The following is a 20,678-nucleotide window of genomic DNA, read 5'->3' on the forward strand; positions in this document are numbered from 1 at the left end:
AGCCGCCGCGTACCGACGCCGCGCGTCCTGCCCGGACGCGTGGAACCCGACCGTCCTTCCAGGCCGTCTCCCGATAGCCCGGACACGCAGCTCGCGTTTGCGCGAGGCAGTGGTCTGCTAGACTGTCAGAAATGACCGTCCGGTCATTTCAGTGACCCATGAGTTCACGCCGAGTCAGCAAGACCGATGTCGTGGCCGACTTCCGGCGCGGCCAGATCCTCGCGGCCGCGCGCGACAGCCTGGAGCGGCGCGGCGTGTCCGAGACGACGGTGGACGGCATCGCCCGGGCGGCGGGGCTGGCGAAGGGCACGGTCTACCTCTACTACCGGTCGAAGGACGAAATCCTCGCGCAACTGTTGACGCGCGACCTCGGGGAATTGCAGGACGCGACCTTGCCCGTCATCACCGGAGCGGAGCCGCTCGATCGCCGGCTGCGCGAGTACCTCGAAGCAACGCTGACGTTCTTCGACGAGCGGCGCGAGTTCATCGAGCACTGCCAGTTCGAGATCAGCCCCGACGTCCGGCAGAAAGCGCGGCACACGCTCGGCCGGGTCTTCGCCGCTCAGGTCCAGGCGTGGGAAGCCGCGCTCCAACACGCCACGCCGCGCACGGCCGTCGCCGCGAGCCGGCGCACGGCGATCGCCAGGGCCATCGTGAGCCTCGCGCACGGCCTGACCATCCATCGCATCCGAGGCTGGCACGCCGGCAGCATCGACGAGATCGCCAGTGCCGCCGCATCGCTCCTCTGGCAAGGACTCGCCCGCCGATGACCATCGCCGCCCTTCGCTCGCTGCTCCTGCTGCTCGCCTGCGCCCCGCTCGCGGCCGCACAGGCGCTCACGCCCGAACTGCTCGCTCGAGGGGTGCCCACCGGCAACGTCTCACCGGAACCGCTGCAGCTTTCGCTCGGCGGCGCCATCGAGCGCGGCTTGACGGCGAATCTCGCGGTCGTCGCGAGCGCCAGCGACGTCCGATCCGCGGCCGCCTCGCGCCTCCAGGCGCTCAGCGCGCTCCTGCCTCACGCCGCCGCCACCGTGCGCCAGAGCGATCAAGTGCTCAACACCGCCGCGTTCGGGTTCACGGGCTTCGGCGACCTGCCCAGCCTGATCGGCCCGTTCCCCGTGTTCGACGCGCGCGTGGCCCTGTCGGCGCCGTTGTTCGACGCCGCCGCCCTGCACGAGTGGCGCGCCGAGCGGGCCATGGCTGCGGCCGCGCAGGCCGACGATCGCCGCGTCCGCGAGATCGTCGTGCTCGCCGTCGGCAACGTGTACCTGCAGGCGCTCGCCGATGGCGCCCGCGTCGAGTCGGCGAGGTCGCAGCGCGAGACGGCGCAGGCGCTGGTCACGCTGGCCGAGGATCAGCACGCGGCCGGCCTCGTGGCGCGCATCGACGTCCTGCGGCAGCAGACCCAACTGGCCGGCGCGCGGGCCAGGCTCATCGACGCCGAGAACCTGCTGGCCAAGCGCAAGCTGCAGCTTGCGCGCGCCATCGGCCTGCCCGCCGGGCAGGCGTTCGAGCTGAGCGACCGCGTCGACTACGTCGCGGCCCCGGAGATGACCGAAGAGGCGGGTCTCGCGGAGGCGCTCGAGCACCGCCAGGACGTCAGGAGCGCCACCGCCCGCGTGGACGCGGCGCGACAGGCGCGACAGGCCGCCGCGAGCGGCCGGCTGCCCAGCCTCCGGCTCGATACCGACCTCGGCGCGCTCGGCACGAGCGCCGGCACGGCCGAGCGCACCTACACGATTGCCGCGAGCGTGCACGTCCCGATCTTCGAAGGCGGACGGACGGCGGCCAACGTGCAGCGCGCCGATGCGGCGCTGCACCGGCGCGAAGCCGAGCTGGCGGATGCGACGGTCGGCGTGCGGTACGACCTCTCCGCGGCGCTGCTCGACGTCAAGGCCGCCGCCGCGCGCGTGGAGGCCGCGGCCGAAGAAGCCGCGCTCGCGCGCGAGGCGCTGACACAAGCGCAGGATCGCTTCCGCGCCGGCGTCGCCAGCAGCATCGAGCTCGTTCAGGCCCAGGAGGCGGTGACCCGCGCCAGCGAGCACTACATCGCCAGCGTCTACGGGCACAACCTCGCGAAGATCGAGCTCGCGCGGGCGCTCGGCGAGGGCGAAACCCGGTTCCTGACGCTGGTGGGAGGACACCCGTAGTGGCGATTCGTGCTTCTTCTTCGTGGCGCCCGTGGATGCTCGGCGGGCTGGCCGTCGCCGTGCTCGTCGGCGGCTACTGGCTGTGGACGGTGCTCTCGCCGCGCGAGTCCACCGATGACGCGCAGGTCAGCGGCCACGTCAGTCCCGTCGCGGCCCGCGTCGGCGGTGCCGTGCTGGCGATGCACGTGCGCGACAACCAGACCGTCAACGCCGGCGACGTGCTCGTCGAGATCGACCCCCACGACTACCGGATCGCGCTGGCGCGCGCCGAGGCCGACCTCGCGGCGGCCGAAGCGGCGGCCCGCGCGGCGCGCAGCAGCGTGCCGGTGACGTCGGCGACGGCGAGGAGCGGCCAGGACATCGCCGAGGCCGGCACCGGCAGCGCCGACGCCGCGCTGAAGGCGGCGCAGCGCGAGGTGGACGCGGCGTCCGCGAAGCTCGCCGCCGCGCGCGCGCGCGTCGCCGAAGCCGCCGCCGTCGCGACCCGTGCGGCGCAGGACCTCGAGCGCCTGCGGCCGCTCGTGCAGAAGGACCAGGTGCCCCGTCAGCAATTCGATCTGGCCGCCTCGACGGCCGAGGCATCCCGTGCGGCGGTCGCATCGGCGGAGGCGGCCGTGCGCGAGGCCGAGGCGAATCTGGACGTGGCCACCGCGCGCCGCGGCCAGGCCGACGCCGCGCTCGCACAAGCCAGAGCGCAGACCACGGCCGCCGCCACGGCACCGCAGCAAATCGCGCTGACCGAAGCGCAGGCGGCCGTCGCGGACGCGCACGTGCTGCAGGCCCGCACGGCGCTGCAACAGGCGCAGACGAACCTCGAGCGCACCACTGTCCGCGCACCGGCCAACGGCGTGGTCAGCCGCCGGTCCGTCGAACCCGGACAGATCGTGCAACCGGGCCAGCCGCTCATGGCGATCGCCACGCTCGACGACGTGTGGGTGGTGGCGAACTTCAAGGAAACGCAGTTGCGCGACATGAAGGCCGGCCAGCGGGCCGAGGTCGAGGTCGACGCCTTCGGCGGCCATCCGCTCGCCGGACACGTGGACAGCATCGCGGGCGCCACCGGCGCGACGTTCAGCCTGCTGCCGCCCGACAACGCCACCGGCAACTTCGTGAAGGTCGTGCAGCGCGTGCCGGTCAAGATCGTCCTCGACGACAGGACCTCCGACGCCGTGCTGCGGCCCGGCATGTCGGTGAACGCGACCGTCTACCTGCGATGAGCGACGGATCCCCGCCAGCCGGCGGAGCCGGCAACGCGCCGAGCCGCCCCGCATCCGACGAGCAGGGCGCGCACGTCAACCCGTGGCTCACCGCCGTCGCGGTGATGTTCGGCACGTTCATGGTCGTGCTCGATACGACCGTGGTGAACGTCTCGCTCTCGCACATCGCGGGCAGCCTGTCGGCCACGGTCGAGGAATCGACCTGGGTGCTCACGTCGTACATCGCGGCCAACGCCGTCGTGCTGCCGATGACCGGCTGGCTCGCGTCGCTCTTCGGCCGCAAGCGCCTCCTGATTCTGTCGATCACGAGCTTCACGGCCGCCTCGATGCTCTGCGGCGTCGCGCCGAACCTCCTCGTGCTCGTGATCTTCCGCGTGATGCAGGGCGCGACCGGCGGCGTGATGCAGCCGCTCTCGCAGGCCATCCTGCTCGAGGCGTTCCCGCCGCACGAACGGGGCAAGGCCATGGGATTCTGGGGCCTCGGCATAGTGGTCGCGCCCATCCTGGGGCCGGTGCTGGGCGGCTGGCTGACCGACAACTACTCGTGGCGGTGGGTGTTCTACATCAACATCCCGATCGGCGTCGTGTCGGTGCTGCTCACGCGGCTGTGGGTCTTCGATCCGGCGTACCTGCGCCGGGCGGCGTCGGCGACGATCGACTATCTCGGCCTGTCGCTGCTGGCGATCGGCGCGGGCTGCCTCCAAGTGATGCTCGATCGAGGACAGGAGGAGGACTGGTTCGATTCGACGCTCATCGTCGGGCTGGCGGTGGCCGCGATGTTCGGCCTCGTGACGTTCTGCTGGCGCGAGCTCCGCTCCCGTCATCCGATCGTGGATCTGCACGTGTTCCGGCATCGCACGTTCGCGGTCGGCGTGCTGCTCATGACGGCGCTCGGCTTCGTGCTCTTCGGCAGCCTGGTCCTGATGCCGGTGATGATGCAGTCGCTCTACGGCTACCCGTCGCTGCAGGCCGGCATCGCGCTCGCGCCGCGCGGCATGGGCTCGTTCATCGCGATGCCGGTCGTCGGGCTGCTCACCTCGCGGGTGGATCCCCGCAAGCTGATCGCCGTCGGCCTCGCCGTCGGCGCGTGGACCTTGATCTGGCTCGGTTCCATCAACCTCCAGGCGGGCTACTGGGATTTCTTCTGGCCCCAGGTCATTCAAGGCGTCGCGCTCGGACTGCTGTTCGTGCCGCTGACGACCGTCGCGATGGCGGACCTGCCGCGCGAGGAAATCGGCAACGCGTCGAGCCTCTTCAACCTCATGCGGAACGTCGGCAGCAGCGTCGGCATCGCCGCGGTCGCCACGCTGTTGACCCGCACGCGCGTCACGCATGCCGCCGTGCTCAGCGAGCACATCAGCCCGTACAATCCCGCGAGCGAGGCGACGCGTCAGGCGCTCGGCCGGCTGCTCGGCACGCCGAACGACCTGGTCGCCCTGGCGGCGATGAACGGGATGGTGCAGCGGCAGGCGTCGATGCTGGCGTTCGTCGACCTGTTCCGGCTCCTCGGGATCGTGTTCATCGTGCTGATCCCGGTCGTCTTCCTCATGCGACGGCCCGCCGCCTCTCAGCCGGTTGCCGCCGTCGTGGAGTGATCGCGGCCGCGCGCGAGCCTGGCGGCGAGCCGCACGGCCTCGACGAGGCTGCCTTCGTCCGCCGTGCCCTTGCCGGCGATGTCGAAGGCCGTGCCGTGATCGACCGAGGTCCGGATGATCGGCAGGCCGAGCGTCACGTTGACCGACTTGCCGAACGCGATGAGCTTCACGGGGACGAGCCCTTGGTCGTGGTACATCGCGATCACGACGTCGAATTCACCTCGCACGGCGCGAACGAAGAGCGTGTCGGCCGGATAGGGCCCGTACGCGTTGATGCCGCGATCGCGGGCGCCGGCGATCGCGGGCGCGATGATCGCGGCGTCTTCGGCGCCGAGCAGGCCGGCTTCGCCCGCATGCGGATTCAGGCCGGCGACCGCGATCCTGGGCGCCGTCACGCCGAATCTCGGCAGCTCGGCCGCGACGAGCCCCATCAGCGCGACGAGGCCGTCGGTCGTCAACGCGCGCGGCACGTCGGCGAGCGGGATGTGGACGGTCGCCAGCACGACTCGAAGGACGTCGGACCAGAACATCATCGCGACCTCCGGCGCGCCGCACAGATGACCGAGCAGATCGGTGTGGCCTTTCCACGGAAGCCCGGCCGCGGCGAACGCGGCCTTGCTCACCGGCGCCGTCGCAATCGCATCGACTCGGCCCGAGAGCGCATCCATCGTGGCGCGGACGACCGTCTCGTACGCCGTACGGCCCGCCGCGGCATTCACCTGTCCTCGCGGAAAGGCTGCGACCTCGGCGAGGTCATGGGGACCGTAGAGCACCGGCCGGCAGACGCCCAGCACGCCCGGATGCGCCGCAGCCTTCACGGCGATCTCCGGACCGATCCCCGAAGGGTCCCCGGTGGTGATGGCAACGATGGGCAACGACACTAGGTGGACCCGCGACGGCCAACCGTCGACCGAAGACTGACGCGATGAGCCAACGGCCGGCCAGGCATCGCGTCAGATGACGACGGCGAGCCAGTCCGCCACGATCTTCGGGCTGGCGTTCCGATCCAAGTGACGGCTCGCCTGTTCGACCGACGAGTAGGCGGCCGACACGCGCGGAAGGGAAAAAGCCGGCGCGAGGTCGCGAAGGTCGCCGGCCACGTCCTCGTTCGCCAGCGGCACGCGGCCGTCGTCGGCTGCCAGCGCCGCGAGGTCCCGCAGCAGCGACAGCACGATCCCGAGGCGCTCCTGCGTCGCGTCGCGATCGCGACGCTTGGACCCGTGCTGTGCCAGCGCGCCGGCCGCCTTGAGCCTGGGCGGGATCGCGCCGCCCTGCGCCGCCGCCAGCAGGGCCAGCGCCGCGCGACGGTCGTCGTCGAACGATCCGGACTGCTCGGCGAGCGCACGCGCCACGCTGCCGCCCGATGCCGCCGCCAGGCCACGCGCCGCCGCCGGCTCCAGGCCCTCGCGCTCCACGAGGACGCGGACGACGTCTTCTTCGGTCAGCCATCCGAAGCGCAGCCGCCGACAGCGTGACCGGATCGTGGCCAGCAACGTGTCGGGGAATGCCGTGATCAAGATCAGAATCGCGGCGGACGGCGGCTCCTCGAGCGTCTTCAGCAGCGCGTCCTGCGCTTCGAGCGTCATCTCCTCCGCCTGATCGATGATGTACACCTTGCGCGCGCCTTCGAACGGCCGATAGGCCACGGCGTCGAGCAGACGCTCGCGGACGACGCGGATCTTGATCGACGCCTCGCTCCCCTTGTCGATCGTCGTGACATCCGGATACTGCCCGCGCGCGATGCGAAGACAGGTCGCGCACGTGCCGCACGCGTCGCCGTCCCTGCGGTGTGGACAGTTCACGGCCTGCGCGAGCGCGAGCGCGACGACGCGTTTGCCCACGCCGTCCGGCCCGGCGAAGATGAGGCTTTGCGGAACGCGGCCGCGCGCCGCGGCATGCCGCAGCAGGTCGACGATCGGCGCGTGCCCGATGACGGACGCAAACGTCACGTGACGATCGTAATCGAGACACCCATCAGGTTGCGCCAAGGGGTAGCCGAGTGCCATAATCGCGTGTTCGCGGCCGGGGCGGTTAGCTCAGATGGTAGAGCACCGGCTTTACACGCCGGCTGTCACAGGTTCGAGCCCTGTACCGCCCACCACGCGGCGGGCAGGACGCAGCGAGTCTCGCGGGGTCGTAGTTCAGTTGGTTAGAACGCTGGCCTGTCACGCCAGAGGTCGCGGGTTCGAGTCCCGTCGGCCCCGCCATTTCCCTCAGGTCCATTCGGTCGACGCCGGTTCCGACGCGCTCGGGCGCTCTCGGTGAGCGGCTCGCTCGCCTTTCGGGTACGAGTCCGGTCGGCCCCGCCGTTTTCCAGAAGAATCTGCGAAGTGCGCGCGGGATCTCCCCGGCTGGTGCCGCGCGCCGTCCGGACACAATTGGACCGCAGGGCTGACCAGGATCCGCCCGATCACGAGATGGGATGACACTCCCTGGACCAGCGCGCCCGAATGCGCGGCCAGATCGTGTCGCCGCGCCGGTCGATCGCGCGTTTCTGACGAGCGGACGATCGATTCGGCGGCCAGATCGCCGGCCGGCACGACCAGATCGCGCGATCCCGCGAGCCGATCGCGCGAAATCCGAACCAGATCGCCGGGAATCGTTGCCAGCGTGCGCCGTTCCTTCGCCCGATCACTGGGTTCGGTCGCACCAGTGAAGTCGTTGACTGTCAGCAACATGCGGTGCGCGCCACTGCCACGGGCCATGTTCGAAACGGGTGCGCGCGCGATCGATGACCCCGCGGCAGCTCCGGGCTCGTGGAACCAGGTTGCGCGAGTGGGTCCTTGCCGATCTGATCTCGGGTGAGTGCCACGCCGATACCGGGTCCGGGGCTGGCACGACTCGGGCGTATCGCTCCTGCTCCTACCCTGCGCCTCGAACTTCGACGTACGGCCCTCTCCAGTAACCGCCCGGGTGGCTCCGCATTTCACCCGTGCAGCATGATCCCAATCGGCGCGTGCGAACTCCGGGCCGACGAGTCAGGTGCGCACAATGGCCATCTGCCCCATGTCTCCCGCCGAGATCTCGTCCGGTGCGTGACGCGCGACTGGGCCACGCTTGCGCGCGCCCAGGATCGGCACTGGCTGCGAGAGAAGCGAAGCCGGGCAGGCGGCCGACGCCTGCCGCACGACTGCATCGCGGGAGCACGGCGCAGGACCTCGCCTCGCGTGATCAGCCCTTCCCGCGCTGCCGGTTGCTGAACTTCCTGCCGGACGCTTTGCGGATCGCCGCGCGCTCGTCGCGCGCTGAGCCCGCGTCCTTCTTCTGCGCTTCGCTGCGGCGTCGCTCCCAGGCGGCGCGGAGCTTCGCGCGGGTCGCGTCGGACACGGTGTAGCCCTTCGGCCGTCCGCCCTTGCGGTTGGTCGCCATCGTGGGCAGCGAGGCGCTCCAGGCGGCGCTGACGCCGTCGACAACGATGTCGCGCGTCGACTTCACGATGTGCTGCAGTTCGGCGTTCAACTCGGCGCGCTGCTGCTTCAACGCGTCGAAACGTCGCGCCAGTTGTCCCAACGCCGCACCGATGTTCTCCGCCGTGTACTCGAGTGCCCCTGCTCGTCGCTTCTTGGCCACGTAGTTACCTCTCGACAGAGTATACCCGCAGTGCGGAAATAAGCAGGATGAACACACGCTCGTAGAAACACGCACCAGACTACTTACTCGAAATGGACAGAGACCCGGCTCGGCGGACGGCCGGATGGGTGCGCCGAGATCCGATCTGGTTAGGAGTGGAGCTCCTGCGAAGTCCTATCGTCGACGACCGATGTCGCGGCCGCGGGTTCGGGCGAGCGTGATGGCGCCCCGCCGAGAGTGCAGCCGCCGCCCTCTTCTCGCGCATCAACGTGACAGTGACCGGCGGCGTCTGAGCGACGGCAGCCGCATGCCCGACGCGCGGCTGACGAGCAGGGTGACGATCGCCGCGACGGGCCACACGTAGACCGTCGTGTCGCGGACGGAACCAAACCCCATGACCTCGATCGCCTGCAGCGACGCGGATACGAAGAGCGCTACCACGGCGCCCGCCAGAATCGCGAACGGCAGGTAGAGCCGCTCCGGCAGGAACTGCAACACGGACGCGACGAGGCCGGTCATCGCCGCGGCGAGCGTCGCACCGATCAGAAGCGTGGAGAACGGCCAGCCTGGCCGCATCCCGGTCGCGAGCGCACCGGCGACGGCGAGCACGAACGCAAGGGCGAGTGGCTGAAGAAAGCGCATGGAGTCCTCCGCTCGGGAGCTCGTGAGGATCGTCGATGCAGGATCGGTTCCATGGCGCGCGCTCGCCTTTGTCTCTCTCACACTCCCTCTCGCTCGAGACCTATACATCGGCTACACAGCCGATCTTCCACGTCGGTTGCAGTTGACGCGCAGGAGACCGGATGTGCCCGTTGCCTGCACCGCGACGGTCTCCGTGCGGTCGCGCGAACGACCGGTCCGCACGACCCGATGTGCGGCGGTGGTATTCTCGGCAGGATCGAGCGCCCACCGCGGAACGTCCGCGTGCCGGAACGCTGCGCTCGCTCTGGAGGTTCCATCATGAGGATTCGTCTGGCAGTCGCGGCCGTCGCGTTGCTCGCAGGTGGCGTCGGCGTCATCGCACAGCAGAGCACGCCGGCGCGGCCGCTCAGCCCTGACGGCATCGCGTCGGTCCAGGTGCTCGGCAAGTGGGAGCAGGCCGATCGGCAAACTTACACGATGGGGGGCGCCCGGTATGTCGGCGGCAAGTGGATCGACATCCTCTACGGCCGCCCGCTGCTGCGCGGCCGTGACGCGTTCACGGGAACGGGCGCCGACTACGGCAAGGCCACGAACGGTCCCGACGCGGTCGTGTGGCGCGCCGGCGCGAACTTCACCACGCGCCTGCGCTCCGAGGTCCCGCTCGTCATCGGCGGCGTCACGGTGCCGGCCGGCGAGCACACGCTCTTCATCCACCTCGAGCAGCCGACCCAGTGGACCTTCATTGTGTCGAACTGGCCGGCGCAGACGAAATACGATCCGAACAACAAGGAGGCGCTGTACGGCGCGTTCAACTACACGCCGGACAAGGACGTCGTCCGCGCGCCGATGAAGGTGGAGACGCTGCCGTACCGCATCGAGCAATTGACCTGGCAGTTCGCCGACATGACGCCGACCGGCGGACGCATGGCGATCATGTGGGACCGCTCGATGGGCTCCCTGCCCTTCACCGTCGTCGCGCCATGAGGCACGTCGCGCCTGCGTCCCGTCAGGGCCGCTCAGGCGTGAGACGGCCCGGACGGGCGAGGTCGCGGAAGGCATAGAGGTAGGCCGCCGCGGCCGCGGCCAGCACCAGCAGCAGCGGCAGCCACGACGGTCTGGATCTGAACACGACGGTCGCGCCGAGCTCCGCGCCGACCGCGAGCTCGGCGGTGCCGATCGTCACGGCGGCGCGCCCGCCGCGCGTCTCGAGCGCATACGGCACGCTGACCGAGGTCTCGCCAGCGGCAGGCACGACGTCGTCCACGCTCGACACGATCTGCGGCTCGGGAAGCACGACGGTCCTTTCCACGCGGCGCATGATGGCGTCGTGCGTGTTCACGAATCGGTAGGACAGGCGCCGGTTGCCGTGCGCGAGCGCCGGCCCGCCGAAGTCCACGATACCGGCCGTCCGATAGCGCAGCCCGATCGTGACGGGCCTCACCACCTCGTCACCGCCTTCGACGACGATCCACGCAGGGCCGTCGGTCACGACGGAGACGCTGAGCCGTGCATCGCCGGTAACGCTGACTGGGCCGGGCCGCCGGCCGGCCGCCGGAATACGCACCGACAGTCCTCCCGCGCCGCCCGCGACTTCGAGCGTCACGGTCACGCTCGCGTCGCCCTGACGATCGACGTCCACCGTTTCCAGGTAGCGGTCGATCACCTGCGCGTCCGCCCGCGACGGCGCGAGGTGCGTCCACAGCAGCCCCGACAGGAGGATGGCCGCTTTCATGGCGTGATCCCCAGGAACCGGAACCAGGTCATGCCGGCGACCACGAGCAGCACGACGCCGATGGTCGTCATGACGAGGCTGTACTTGAGCTGATCGAGCACCGAATACTGGCCGGTCGTGAAGAGAATCAGGTTCGGCTTGGCGCTGATCGGCAGGCCGATCACCCAGTCGATCGTGAAGGCCGCCGGCAGCGCGAGCGACAGCACCGGGTAGCCGAGATACTGCGCGATGCCGATCACCATGGGGATCATGATCACCGTGCGCATGGTCTTCGACGTGAAGAAGAAGTGGGCGTACATGTTGAGCGCGATGACGACGACGTAGACCGTCCAGAAGCTCATGTCACGGCCGAGGTGCACGCTCTCGAACACGCGCTGGATCGCCCAACGCGCGGCGCCCGTCTGATCGAGCGCCAGCCCGCCGGCGTACGCGCCGGCGCTGAAGATCAGCAGGTGCCACGGAATGTCCGTGTCGTTCCACTTCAGCAGGCCGAGCCTCGGGGTGAGCGCGAGGATACCGCCGAGCATCGCGGCCACCACGGCCGAGATCCCGAACCCGAACCACGCCATCTGGAAGCGATCCGTCACCCACAGGAACACGACCAGCCCGAAGATCGCGAGGCCCTTCTTCTCGCCGAAGGTGAGCGGTCCCATTCGGGCGAGCTGGCTCTTCAGCGAGTCGAGGCCGCCCGCCAGCCGCGGCACTGACTGCTCGCTCGGGATCTTCATCAGCAGATGCGGGCCGATCCACCACGCGATGGCCATCGCGACGAGCGCCACCGGCAAGCTGGCGAACATCCAGTCCGTGTAGTACACGCGGGTGCCGCCCATCGTCAGGATGAAACCGACCGCGATGAGGTTCGCGGTGGAACCGGTCATGAATCCCGAGGAGAAGATGTTGATCCCGAGCAGATTCTGGAGGAACAGGTTGCGCCCGAAGTTCGTCGGCGACTGCGACGTCGACTGGTAGATGGCGGCCACGACGAGCATGAGCGGCAGCGTCATGACGGCACGGGCGGCGGTCGCCGGAATGAGCGGGGCCAGCGCGAGCTGCACGACCAGCAGGGCGAGCAGGGTCGTGCCGGCGCGGTGCCCGAAGCGCACGAGCAGCAGCAGCGCGAGCCGTTTCGCGAGATGCGTCTTGATCAGGATGGCGCTCAGGATGAACGCCATGACGTTCAGCCAGATGACGTCGAGCCCCAGCACGCCGAGCACGTTCGCCTCGCTCCAGGCGCCGGTGAGGATCAGCACGACCATCAGCACGAGCGAGGTGACGTGCGTCGGGATGGGTTCGGCGATCCACCAGATCAGTGCGAGCGCGAAGGCGGCCAGCGCCGCCTGGCCGTTGCCGGTCAGCCCGACCGGCGCCGGCATCGCGAGGATCGCGCCGAATGCCGCGAGCCCCAGCGGGAACCCCAGGTACTTCATCCAGCGCTCGGCCGGCCCGGATGGACGTTCCACCACAACCGAGAGCTTGTGGCGTTCGATGTCGAGCGGGTCTTCGACGGCCGTCGAAGCCTGCGGCTCGGCTGACGGCGTCAGCGCACGGTCGGGCGCGTCGGTGAGCCGGGTACCGCTCATGAGGACTGTCGCTCGCCAGCGCTCCACGTTCGGTAGGGACGCGCGATCAGGTTGACGTTGAAGTAGCGCGGATCGGCAGAGACCTCGGGGCCGAGCCAGGCCGGCCGATCGAACGCCTGGCCGGCGGCGTCGAGCTCGATCTCGGCCGTCACGAGGCCTTCGTTCTCGCCGTGAAACTCGTCGACCGCCCACGTCCGGCCGCCGACGTCGAGGCGATAGCGCGTCTTGTCGATCAGCGGCCGCTCGCAGAGCGTGTCGAGCATCTCGTCGGCGTCGGCGACGGGGATCTCGTACTCGAACTCGGCGCGCGTGACGCCGGTCGTGAGCCCCTTGATCGTCAGCACCGCGCGCGGCCCTTCCGTTCTCACGCGCACCGTGCGTTCCTTCACGGTGGACAGATAGCCCTGGCGGAATCTCACGCCGGCCGCGCCGGCCTTCCATTCGCCGCCGGCCACGAGGAACTTGCGCTCGATCTCGCGGGCCATGACGTCCTCCGATCGGACCCGGGAGCCGTGAGGCTCCCGGGCGTCATGCGCAGGGACAGCCGCGGCTCAGAACATCAACCCGAGCCGCATCTGGAACACGTTGAACGTGTCGCCCGTGACGTAGTCGCGGTCGCCATCCGCGTTCCCGTCGCCCTTGACGTACAGGTAGTTCGCCATGAGCCGAACGTTCGCGTTCGCGTACCAGTTGACGCCGAACGTGACGATCTCCTGCTTGCCGCCGAGCACGTTCGCCCCGGCGTCGTTCAGGTCCATGGTGGAGTAGCGGACCGCCAGCTCCAGCGCGCCGCGCGTGCTCTTCGGCACGATGCGCGAGAACTCACCGGCCGTCCGATCGTACGGCCGCCGATCGCCCGTCGGGAACCAGCTCGCGAACGCGTACCAGCCGTCGTAGGTTGGCTCCGCGAGCCCAGCCTGCGTCCGGCGCAGCACTTCCCGGTTGTACTCGCTCTGGAACGAGAACGAGCCGGCCGCCGCGGCGAGCTCGGCGCCGTAGAGGCTCGCATGGTCGACGTTCCTCACGTTGCCGGTGTCGATGAACCGCCCGCGATTGACGTGCGTCTCGGGACGGGCCCGCACGCGCCAGCGGTTCGCGTCAGACAGATCCTCGTTCACGGCGGCGGTCGGCTTCATCATCGCGGCGGCGACGCCGACGTGCACGAACGTCGTCTCTCCGCCGATCGGCAGCGCGGTGACGCGGCCGACGACGCTGTAGGTCTGATCCTGGCCGATCTCGTCGATGGTGTCGCCGAGCTCGGGACCGAACACGCCCCCGGACGCCTGCCACCGATCGCGCCAGTGCGAGATGCCAACGCCCATGCGCCGGTCCGGCGAGAAGTTGTCGAGCAGCGAGCGTTCCATGAACGTGATGTAACGTGACGAGGTCAGCGTCTCGAGGCCGAACGGCGTCTTGAAGTTGCCGGCGCGGATGAGCGTGTTCGACAGCCCCGAGTAGCCGACCCACGCGTCCTTCACGTCCACGGCGTTCTCGACGAAGTCGACGTCGAACTGCGACACCCACGTCCGCCAGAGCTGCATGTTCAGCGCGAAGCGCGCGCGGCGGAGCTCGACGCCGTTCGCGAGCGTGTTGTCGCTGTTGAAGTAGTACGCCGAGTCGAGGTTGAGCCGCCCGTCCACCCACCACTTGAAGCGCTGGTCTGGACTCTGCGCGATGAGGATGCCGGCGCCCTGGAACACGTTCACGGGTTCGGGCGGCGTCTGCTCATCGGCCGGCGGCGCGGGGGCCTGCGCATGGGCGATGCCGGCGGCGCAAGCGGAGACAAGAACGAGACCCAGCACGATTCGCAACGTCTTCATGACAAGCGCCCTCCCGGCGCGCGGTGGTACGGGGACGTGGCGGCGATGCCGGTCAGCTCCTTCAGCGCCGTCACGTAGTTGAGATTTCGGAAGGCCGAGAGGCCGAGCGTGTGCACCGTGCGCCGCACGAGATCCGCCGCTTCCGCCTCGACGCCGATCGTGCGAATTGGACGGCCGTCCACGAGCAGTGCGGCCACTTCCACCGCGCAGCCGCCGATGAGCGCCCCGTGACGCTCCTTCTGCACCGCGACTGCGCGCAGTGCGGTCGTCGGCGCGACCACATCCGACAGGAACTCGTCCATCGTGAGCGCCCGCGATCCTGTTTCAGGCGGCACGAGCCCCCATTCGGCGAAGACCGCCGCGATCGTGCCGGCGTCGATGGGAAACGCGACCTTGAGGATCGGCGACCACAGCTCGAGGCCGTGCTCTGCGCGCTGGAGACGTTTCACGTCGAGCACGCCGTGGCGGATCTTCACGTTGGCGTCCGAGTCGCGGCACAGGACGTACGTCTCGGCGCTCGATCGGATCTCCGACGCCTGAGCGCGGATGCGATCGTCGACGTCGCCGAACGTGTTGGCGAACGCGCGCCATTCCCAGCGGGGCACGACGGTGGCCAGCGACTCCATGCGGCATTGGATTGAGCAAGAGCGATGCCGCTGCGGCGACGACGCGATCCGCCGCGGTTGGGTGATCGAACAGCATCACCTCGCGCGACGGGCGTGCGGCTGAAAGCGATTTTGCCGGGGATGAAGGAAAAAGCCGCGGCGCCTGCCGTGGCCGGCGGGTCAGTCGTCGTCCGATCGATCGCCGCGCGTGCGACGCACGACGCGATCGATCGGACCGCCCAACGTCAGGATCAGCAGCGACAGCAGCACGGCGATGACGGCCGCGCGCCAGAGGCCGGCGCCGACCGCGATCCCCGTCGCCGCGACAATCCAGATCGACGCGGCCGTCGTGAGCCCGTGCACGCCTCGAAGGTCGGCGCGATGGAGGATGACGCCGCCGCCGATGAAGCCGACGCCGGCGACGATGCCCTGGATGACGCGGCCGGGCGCCGCCGCATCGCCTTGCTCGGCCGACGTCAGCAGCAAGCCGGTCAGCATCATGAGGGCCGCGCCGAGCGAGACGAGCGCGTGCGTGCGCAACCCGGCCGGCTTCAGCGACATCTCCCGGTTCAGGCCCACGGCCGCGCCGAGCAGCGTCGCAATGACCAGCCGGCCGGCGAGCGCCCACACATCGGCGGGAAGCGAGATTTCATCCATGTCGGTCGGGCCGATCGCGTCCTACTGGCCTCGTAGAAGCACGCGATGTGCCAGGGCCCGCATGCAGGCGCGCCCCGCTGCCGCCTCGTCGGGCGAGGCGGAGCGTGCCGGCGGGCCTGAGTTATCCCGCACTCGTCCAGCGATCACGCGAACGCGCCCGACATCGCCCGAGACCGGGCCGCCCTTCAGTCTCACGCGCGTCGGGCCGATAGCCCTACGAGGCAACCCGTGACCACATCCTCCGATCCCACCGCGCCGGCCGTGCCGACTCAGCAGTTGATCGCGTCCATGCTCCACGGCCGCGAGCACGTGAGCGACCTCATCTTCTCGCCGGGACGAGCGCCGCAGGTCGAAGTGCGGGGCGAGCTCGTGGAGCTGCGCTTCCGCGGGTTCGAACAGCTCACCCCGCAGCAGATCGCGGAGCTCGCCGGCGATCTCATCGCCGGTCATCCCGTCGCGGCCGAGCAGCTTCAGCGAGACGGATCCGCCGATCTGTCGTACGTCCTGCCCGGCGTGGCCAGGTTCCGCGTCAACATCTTTCGCCAGCGCGGCACGTTCGCGATCGTCATGCGGGTCATCCCGATGCGGATTCCAGGCTTCGCGGAGCTCGGGCTTCCCGAGCAGCTCGGCGCGATCGTCGGCCTGCGCCACGGCATCGTGCTCGTCACCGGGCCGACCGGCTCCGGCAAGTCGTCCACGCTCGCGGCCATCATCGATCGGATGAACGACGAGCGCGCGATTCACATCATCACGATCGAAGATCCCGTCGAGTTCCTCCACGCGCACAAGAAGGCCACGATTCACCAGCGCGAGCTCTACAGCGACACGCCGTCGTTCAGCACGGCGCTCCGTGCCGCGCTGCGCGAAGCGCCCAAGGTGATCCTCGTCGGCGAGATGCGCGACCGCGAGACGATCGAGATCGCCCTCGAGGCGTCGGAGACCGGGCACCTCGTGCTGTCGACGCTGCACACCATCGACGCCTCCAAGACGATCGAGCGCATCGTCGGCGTGTTCCCTCTGGGCGACCAGCAGGGCATCCGCACGAGGCTGTCGAAGGCGTTTGAGTACATCCTCTCGCAGCGGCTCGTCCCGCGGCAGGACCGGCCGGGACGCGTGGCCGTCGTCGAGATCCTCAAGGCCACGCTGCGCACGCGCGAGTACGTCCAGAACGGTGAGGGCGACGGCAAGACGCTGCTCGATGCGATGCGCGTCGGCCAGGAGGACGGCATGCAGCACTTCGACGGCGAGCTCGAACGGCTGATCCGCGCCGGCGTCGTGTCGGCCGACGTGGCGATGACGTACGCGACGAACCCGCACAATCTCCGGCTCGAGATCGCCGACTATCTCGACGAACAACGCGAGGCGCGGGCCGCCGCGTCGTAGCCGGCTCACCGGCGCGTCGAGCGGCCGGCGGAGGACGCCGAGCGCGCGGCCACGCGCGCCCGGGTCAGTTGTCGCCGTCGAGCAAGCCGCCGAGCGCGCCGAGAACCGACCCTTCCTCCCGGCCGCCGCGCGTGATGCCCGGCACGGCCGAGACGATCCGGTTGGCGAGCCGGCTCAGCGGAAGCGACTGGAGCCAGACCCTGCCCGGACCGCGCAGCGTCGCGAAGAACAGACCCTCGCCGCCGAAGAGCGCCGTCTTGATCTTTCCCACGTACTCGATGTCATAGCTCACCGACGGCTGCAGCGCGACGATGCAGCCGGTGTCGACGCGGATGAGCTCGCCGGACGCGAGCGTCCGTTCGGTGAGCATGCCGCCGGCGTGCACGAACGCCCACCCATCCCCCTGCAGGCGCTGCATGATGAACCCTTCGCCGCCGAACAATCCCACGCCGAGCTTCCGCTGGAACGCAATGCCGATGCTGACGCCCTTGGCGGCGGCGAGAAACGAATCCTTCTGCGCGATGAGCTCGCCGCCGATTTCGGAGAGGTGCACCGGCACGATGCGGCCGGGATACGGCGCGCCGAACGCGATGCGGCGCTTCTGGGCAGTGCGGTTCAGGAACACCGTCATGAACAGCGATTCGCCCGTGAGCAGGCGCTTGCCGGCACCCATGAGGGCGCCCATGAACCCGCTCTGCTTCTGCGAGCCATCGCCGAAGACGGTCTCCATCTCGATGCCGTCGTCCATGTACATCATGCTGCCGGCTTCGGCGACCGTGGCCTCGTTGGGGTCGAGCTCCACTTCGACGTACTGAAGGTCCTCGCCGATGATCCGGTAGTCGATCTCGTGCATTCCTGCCATGCGTCGGTCTCCTGATCGAATCCGCACCGCGCGGCGATCGTCCGGCCACAGATTGTCCCACATGCGCGACACTCGTTTCGTGGCTGCGTCGTCGCTCGCGCTGATCCTGCTCGTGGTCCTGGCCGTCATCTGGTTCGGCCAGCGTTCGCTGATGTACTTCCCGTCGAGCGATCTGCCGGCTCCGGCCGACGTGGGATTGCCGGGCGCGGAGGCCGTCGAGTTCCGCACGGAGGACGGCCTGGATCTCGCCGGCTGGTTCGTCGAGCCGGCCGGTCCACCGTCGGGCTACACGGTGCTCGTCTGCCACGGCAACGCCGGCAATCGTGGCCACCGGGCGCCGCTCGCGGCACGCCTGTCGCGCCTCGGCGCCGCCGTGCTGCTCTTCGACTATCGCGGCTACGGCGGCAACCCGGGACTGCCGTTCGAGGCCGGCCTCGCGCGCGATGCGCGCGCAGCCCTCCGATATCTCAAAGAACGCACAGACGTGGATCCACGGCGGATCGTCTTCTTCGGCGAGTCACTCGGCACGGGCGTCGCGGTGCGTCTTGCCGCCGAAGACCCGCCCGCGGCGCTGATTCTGCGATCGCCGTTCACGTCCTTCGTCGAGGTCGCGGCGCATCACTATCCCTTCCTGCCCGCCCGCTGGCTGCTGCGCGATCGGTTCGCGTCGATCGACCGGATCGCGAAGATCGTGTCGCCGACGCTCGTCATCGCCGGCGATGCCGACGAGATCGTGCCGCTCGCGGACAGCGAGGCCCTCTTCGCCCGAGTACCAGCGCCAAAGCGGCTCGTCATCGTCCGCGACGCCGGCCACAACGACGACGTGCTCATGTGGGGTCCGCAGGTGATCGGTGCCATCGCGGACTGGCTGGGACTGCAGTCCTCAGCGCCGCCGGCGACGGGTCATGACCAACGCGAGTCATGAGTTGTGAGCGATGAGCCTGGCGCCGCGGGACGAGGGGCATCGAACGGTAGCCGGGCGTTTCGATCGAGCACGGGCTCCCTCGCCTCTGACGACTCCGCCCAGACGCGTTACGCCGTCGCGCGCACGGGCGCGACGGCAGCGGCCACGCGGGCGAGCTCGGACAGCCGGTCGCGCGTCTCGATGAGCGTCGAGGTGACGTGTGTCGCACCCGCCGCCATCAGCGCGGCCGTGCCGTCGTCAGCCAGATCGGGCGGCGCCCAGCGGCCCACGACGATCCGCACGTCGGGCAGCGCGGCATGCAGCTTCTTGACGAGGTAGCGGGACTTGGAGGGCGCGCTCCGTGCCAGCTCCGCGACGCAGACGGCCGCGTATCCGCCCCGCTGCGCCAGCGCGACCACCTCGGCCACGAGCGTGGGCGCCGCGACGACGTCGAGCGTGATGCCGGTGCCAGGCAGCAGCAGTTGCAGCATCGCGACCGCCACGGCGTCCGGTGCGCCGCTCACGGGGTAGGCCAGCACGCGCAGCGGCGGCGGGGCGCCGGACGGTTCCTGCGCGAGGGCCGACGCGGCGTCCCGCGCCGCGGCTGCAGGACCGCGCGGCCGGCTGCCGAGGTCACTGAGAAGGTCGCGGGTCGCCTCCACCACCGCGGCTTCGTCCTCGTCCGACAGCCGGTCTCTCCCCCGGTCGTACTCGGCGTAGCTCACCGCGGGCAGCAGCAACCCGTCGAACACGCGATCGAACCCTTGATCGACAACGTAACGGTCGACCAGCTCGGCCGCCTCGCTCTGATCCCGTGCGAGCAGCCGCTGGTAATAGCGGAACTCGGGCGAGAGCGCCGGCGCGTCGGCCATCAGCGTCGAGAGGAAGTACAGCCCGGGGACGTGCTTGCCGAGGACGACCACGCAGACGGTGAGCGGCGTCGCCATCAGCAGTCCCATCGGGCCCCACAGCCACGTCCAGAACGCGACCGCGACGAGCAGCGCCACCTGCGAGACGCCCGCCGCGCCGGCATACAGCATCGTCTCCAGCACGAGGTTCGTGAACAGCTCGAGGACGACGAGGACGATGACGACTTCGAGCGGCTGGCGCCAGCCCGGGAGCGCGGCGAGCGCGACGAGCAGCGGGCCGCCCGCCGCGATGATCGGTCCCACGTACGGAATGAAGCGGAGCGCCGCGCCGAGCGCCGCCCAGAACAGCGGGTAGGGCACCCCGATGAACGCGAGCGCTGCGCCCACACAGGCACCGTAGATGGTGTTCACCAGCGCCTGCATCAGCAATTGCCGGCTCACCCGCCTGCTGGCTTCCTCGAACGCCTTCGTCGTGACGGCCAGATGACCGTGGCCGATGAGGCCGATCACCCGCCCTCGCAGATCTTCGCGCTCGAGCAGCATGAAGATGACCATCACGGCCACGAAGCCCGCCGTCGACAGCGGACCGAAGAGCGGGCTGAGCCAATCAGGGAATCCCCAGAGAGTCGCGACCTGCTCGGACCGTACGATCACCGGTTGCGCCGGCGTGCCCTTTCGCTCCTCTGTTCGGACGACCTCCGTCTGGATGTCCTTCAGCGTCTCCTGGACCTTCTCGACCGAGCCGCCGCGGCTCGCGGCGCGCACGTCGGCGATCTTCTCCCGGATGTTGTCGCGGTACCCGGGCAGGTCCGCCGCCAGGTGCGCGACCTGGTTCGCGAGCGCCCAGCCGATGCCCCCAAGGCCGGTGAAGAGCAGCACGACGACCACCAGCACGGCCGGCACGCGTCCCATCCAGCTCTGAAGACGCGCGACGAGCGGCGCGAGCACGAAGGTGATCAGCAGGGCGAGCGCCAGCGGGATCAGGATCGCCTGCGCCCAGTAGAGGACCGCGACGACGAGGACGCAGCCCGCGAAGGTGATCCACGGTCTGACGCTCGCGAACGCATCGCGCACGGTCCCCCCTTCCGGA

The 20,678-nt window shown here is 69.7% G+C and carries 20 protein-coding genes and 2 tRNA genes; 9 read left to right on the forward strand and 13 right to left on the reverse strand.

What is annotated here, in order from left to right:
• Positions 1-158 precede the first annotated feature (158 nt).
• The 4 genes from IT184_08265 to IT184_08280 are packed head-to-tail and all read left to right on the forward strand — an operon-like array spanning position 159 to position 4,964.
• A complete protein-coding gene (locus tag IT184_08265) occupies positions 159-770 on the forward strand; it encodes a TetR/AcrR family transcriptional regulator (protein ID MCC7008796.1) in 612 nt (203 codons plus the stop codon).
• The gene (locus IT184_08270; protein ID MCC7008797.1) at positions 767-2,152 is read left to right on the forward strand and encodes a TolC family protein; all 1,386 of its coding nucleotides are present in this window, start codon (positions 767-769) and stop codon (positions 2,150-2,152) included. Before IT184_08265 ends, IT184_08270 begins: the two co-directional genes overlap by 4 nt.
• Positions 2,152-3,369 carry an HlyD family secretion protein gene (locus IT184_08275; GenBank protein MCC7008798.1) on the forward strand — a complete coding sequence of 406 codons (1,218 nt, stop codon included), beginning with the start codon at positions 2,152-2,154 and terminating at the stop codon, positions 3,367-3,369. Before IT184_08270 ends, IT184_08275 begins: the two co-directional genes overlap by 1 nt.
• On the forward strand, positions 3,366-4,964 hold the full coding sequence (locus tag IT184_08280) for a DHA2 family efflux MFS transporter permease subunit (protein ID MCC7008799.1): 1,599 nt from the start codon (positions 3,366-3,368) through the stop codon (positions 4,962-4,964). The genes IT184_08275 and IT184_08280 overlap by 4 nt, the downstream gene beginning before the upstream one ends.
• Here IT184_08280 and pdxA read toward each other — a convergent pair.
• A complete protein-coding gene (gene pdxA, locus IT184_08285) occupies positions 4,937-5,845 on the reverse strand; it encodes a 4-hydroxythreonine-4-phosphate dehydrogenase PdxA (GenBank protein ID MCC7008800.1) in 909 nt (302 codons plus the stop codon). The genes IT184_08280 and pdxA overlap by 28 nt on opposite strands.
• 72 nt (positions 5,846-5,917) lie before the next feature.
• Positions 5,918-6,913 carry a DNA polymerase III subunit delta' gene (gene holB / locus IT184_08290; GenBank protein MCC7008801.1) on the reverse strand — a complete coding sequence of 332 codons (996 nt, stop codon included), beginning with the start codon at positions 6,911-6,913 and terminating at the stop codon, positions 5,918-5,920.
• A gap of 76 nt (positions 6,914-6,989) precedes the next feature.
• Here holB and IT184_08295 point away from each other — a divergent pair.
• Positions 6,990-7,065 (forward strand) — tRNA-Val (locus IT184_08295).
• A 29-nt stretch (positions 7,066-7,094) separates the two neighbouring features.
• Positions 7,095-7,171, forward strand: a tRNA-Asp gene (locus IT184_08300).
• A 6-nt stretch (positions 7,172-7,177) separates the two neighbouring features.
• On the opposite strand, the gene IT184_08305 is transcribed toward IT184_08300, so the two are convergent.
• The 3 genes from IT184_08305 to IT184_08315 all read right to left on the reverse strand — a co-directional run bounded on the left by IT184_08305 (position 7,178) and on the right by IT184_08315 (position 9,176).
• On the reverse strand, positions 7,178-7,669 hold the full coding sequence (locus IT184_08305) for a hypothetical protein (protein MCC7008802.1): 492 nt from the start codon (positions 7,667-7,669) through the stop codon (positions 7,178-7,180).
• 466 nt (positions 7,670-8,135) lie between these two features.
• Positions 8,136-8,534: a hypothetical protein gene (locus IT184_08310; GenBank protein ID MCC7008803.1), complete on the reverse strand. Its 399-nt coding sequence runs from the start codon at positions 8,532-8,534 to the stop codon at positions 8,136-8,138.
• A 264-nt stretch (positions 8,535-8,798) separates the two neighbouring features.
• Complete coding sequence (locus IT184_08315) at positions 8,799-9,176, reverse strand: hypothetical protein (GenBank protein MCC7008804.1); 378 nt, start codon at positions 9,174-9,176, stop codon at positions 8,799-8,801.
• A gap of 318 nt (positions 9,177-9,494) precedes the next feature.
• On the opposite strand from IT184_08315, the gene IT184_08320 reads away from it, so the two are divergent.
• Positions 9,495-10,160 carry a DUF2911 domain-containing protein gene (locus IT184_08320; protein MCC7008805.1) on the forward strand — a complete coding sequence of 222 codons (666 nt, stop codon included), beginning with the start codon at positions 9,495-9,497 and terminating at the stop codon, positions 10,158-10,160.
• A 22-nt stretch (positions 10,161-10,182) separates the two neighbouring features.
• On the opposite strand, the gene IT184_08325 is transcribed toward IT184_08320, so the two are convergent.
• The 6 genes from IT184_08325 to IT184_08350 all read right to left on the reverse strand — a co-directional run bounded on the left by IT184_08325 (position 10,183) and on the right by IT184_08350 (position 15,570).
• On the reverse strand, positions 10,183-10,908 hold the full coding sequence (locus IT184_08325; GenBank protein MCC7008806.1) for a hypothetical protein: 726 nt from the start codon (positions 10,906-10,908) through the stop codon (positions 10,183-10,185).
• Positions 10,905-12,488 carry a DASS family sodium-coupled anion symporter gene (locus IT184_08330; GenBank protein MCC7008807.1) on the reverse strand — a complete coding sequence of 528 codons (1,584 nt, stop codon included), beginning with the start codon at positions 12,486-12,488 and terminating at the stop codon, positions 10,905-10,907. The genes IT184_08325 and IT184_08330 overlap by 4 nt, the downstream gene beginning before the upstream one ends.
• A complete protein-coding gene (locus IT184_08335) occupies positions 12,485-12,973 on the reverse strand; it encodes a CYTH domain-containing protein (protein ID MCC7008808.1) in 489 nt (162 codons plus the stop codon). The genes IT184_08330 and IT184_08335 overlap by 4 nt, the downstream gene beginning before the upstream one ends.
• A 66-nt stretch (positions 12,974-13,039) precedes the next feature.
• Positions 13,040-14,308: a hypothetical protein gene (locus IT184_08340; GenBank protein MCC7008809.1), complete on the reverse strand. Its 1,269-nt coding sequence runs from the start codon at positions 14,306-14,308 to the stop codon at positions 13,040-13,042.
• On the reverse strand, positions 14,305-14,934 hold the full coding sequence (locus IT184_08345) for a hypothetical protein (protein MCC7008810.1): 630 nt from the start codon (positions 14,932-14,934) through the stop codon (positions 14,305-14,307). The genes IT184_08340 and IT184_08345 overlap by 4 nt, the downstream gene beginning before the upstream one ends.
• 159 nt (positions 14,935-15,093) lie before the next feature.
• Entirely contained in the window at positions 15,094-15,570 is a 477-nt protein-coding gene (locus tag IT184_08350) for an MgtC/SapB family protein (protein ID MCC7008811.1), read from the reverse strand.
• Positions 15,571-15,858: 288 nt separating this feature from the next.
• On the opposite strand from IT184_08350, the gene IT184_08355 reads away from it, so the two are divergent.
• The gene (locus IT184_08355; protein MCC7008812.1) at positions 15,859-16,953 is read left to right on the forward strand and encodes a PilT/PilU family type 4a pilus ATPase; all 1,095 of its coding nucleotides are present in this window, start codon (positions 15,859-15,861) and stop codon (positions 16,951-16,953) included.
• Positions 16,954-17,017: 64 nt separating this feature from the next.
• Here IT184_08355 and IT184_08360 read toward each other — a convergent pair whose 3' ends face one another.
• Positions 17,018-17,815, reverse strand: a complete 798-nt coding sequence (locus IT184_08360; protein ID MCC7008813.1) for a TIGR00266 family protein — start codon at positions 17,813-17,815, stop codon at positions 17,018-17,020.
• Positions 17,816-17,876: 61 nt separating this feature from the next.
• On the opposite strand from IT184_08360, the gene IT184_08365 reads away from it, so the two are divergent.
• Positions 17,877-18,740, forward strand: coding sequence for an alpha/beta hydrolase (locus IT184_08365; protein MCC7008814.1), 864 nt, complete (start codon positions 17,877-17,879; stop codon positions 18,738-18,740).
• Positions 18,741-18,847: 107 nt separating this feature from the next.
• Here the strand turns inward: IT184_08365 and IT184_08370 are convergent, their stop codons facing one another.
• Positions 18,848-20,662, reverse strand: a complete 1,815-nt coding sequence (locus tag IT184_08370; protein MCC7008815.1) for an AI-2E family transporter — start codon at positions 20,660-20,662, stop codon at positions 18,848-18,850.
• Positions 20,663-20,678: the final 16 nt, after the last annotated feature.

The sequence above is a fragment of the Acidobacteriota bacterium genome (assembly GCA_020853395.1).
Lineage (GTDB): Bacteria > Acidobacteriota > Vicinamibacteria > Vicinamibacterales > SCN-69-37 > JADYYY01.

Coding starts and splice junctions, on each gene's coding strand:
- IT184_08265 (MCC7008796.1), top strand. CDS start 159: ATGAGTTCACGCCGAGTCAGCAAGACCGATGTCGTGGCCGACTTCCGG.
- IT184_08270 (MCC7008797.1), top strand. CDS start 767: ATGACCATCGCCGCCCTTCGCTCGCTGCTCCTGCTGCTCGCCTGCGCC.
- IT184_08280 (MCC7008799.1), top strand. CDS start 3,366: ATGAGCGACGGATCCCCGCCAGCCGGCGGAGCCGGCAACGCGCCGAGC.
- IT184_08305 (MCC7008802.1), bottom strand. CDS start 7,669: ATGGCCCGTGGCAGTGGCGCGCACCGCATGTTGCTGACAGTCAACGAC.
- IT184_08315 (MCC7008804.1), bottom strand. CDS start 9,176: ATGCGCTTTCTTCAGCCACTCGCCCTTGCGTTCGTGCTCGCCGTCGCC.
- IT184_08320 (MCC7008805.1), top strand. CDS start 9,495: ATGAGGATTCGTCTGGCAGTCGCGGCCGTCGCGTTGCTCGCAGGTGGC.
- IT184_08325 (MCC7008806.1), bottom strand. CDS start 10,908: ATGAAAGCGGCCATCCTCCTGTCGGGGCTGCTGTGGACGCACCTCGCG.
- IT184_08330 (MCC7008807.1), bottom strand. CDS start 12,488: ATGAGCGGTACCCGGCTCACCGACGCGCCCGACCGTGCGCTGACGCCG.
- IT184_08335 (MCC7008808.1), bottom strand. CDS start 12,973: ATGGCCCGCGAGATCGAGCGCAAGTTCCTCGTGGCCGGCGGCGAATGG.
- IT184_08340 (MCC7008809.1), bottom strand. CDS start 14,308: ATGAAGACGTTGCGAATCGTGCTGGGTCTCGTTCTTGTCTCCGCTTGC.
- IT184_08345 (MCC7008810.1), bottom strand. CDS start 14,934: ATGGAGTCGCTGGCCACCGTCGTGCCCCGCTGGGAATGGCGCGCGTTC.
- IT184_08350 (MCC7008811.1), bottom strand. CDS start 15,570: ATGGATGAAATCTCGCTTCCCGCCGATGTGTGGGCGCTCGCCGGCCGG.
- IT184_08355 (MCC7008812.1), top strand. CDS start 15,859: ATGCTCCACGGCCGCGAGCACGTGAGCGACCTCATCTTCTCGCCGGGA.
- IT184_08360 (MCC7008813.1), bottom strand. CDS start 17,815: ATGGCAGGAATGCACGAGATCGACTACCGGATCATCGGCGAGGACCTT.
- IT184_08365 (MCC7008814.1), top strand. CDS start 17,877: ATGCGCGACACTCGTTTCGTGGCTGCGTCGTCGCTCGCGCTGATCCTG.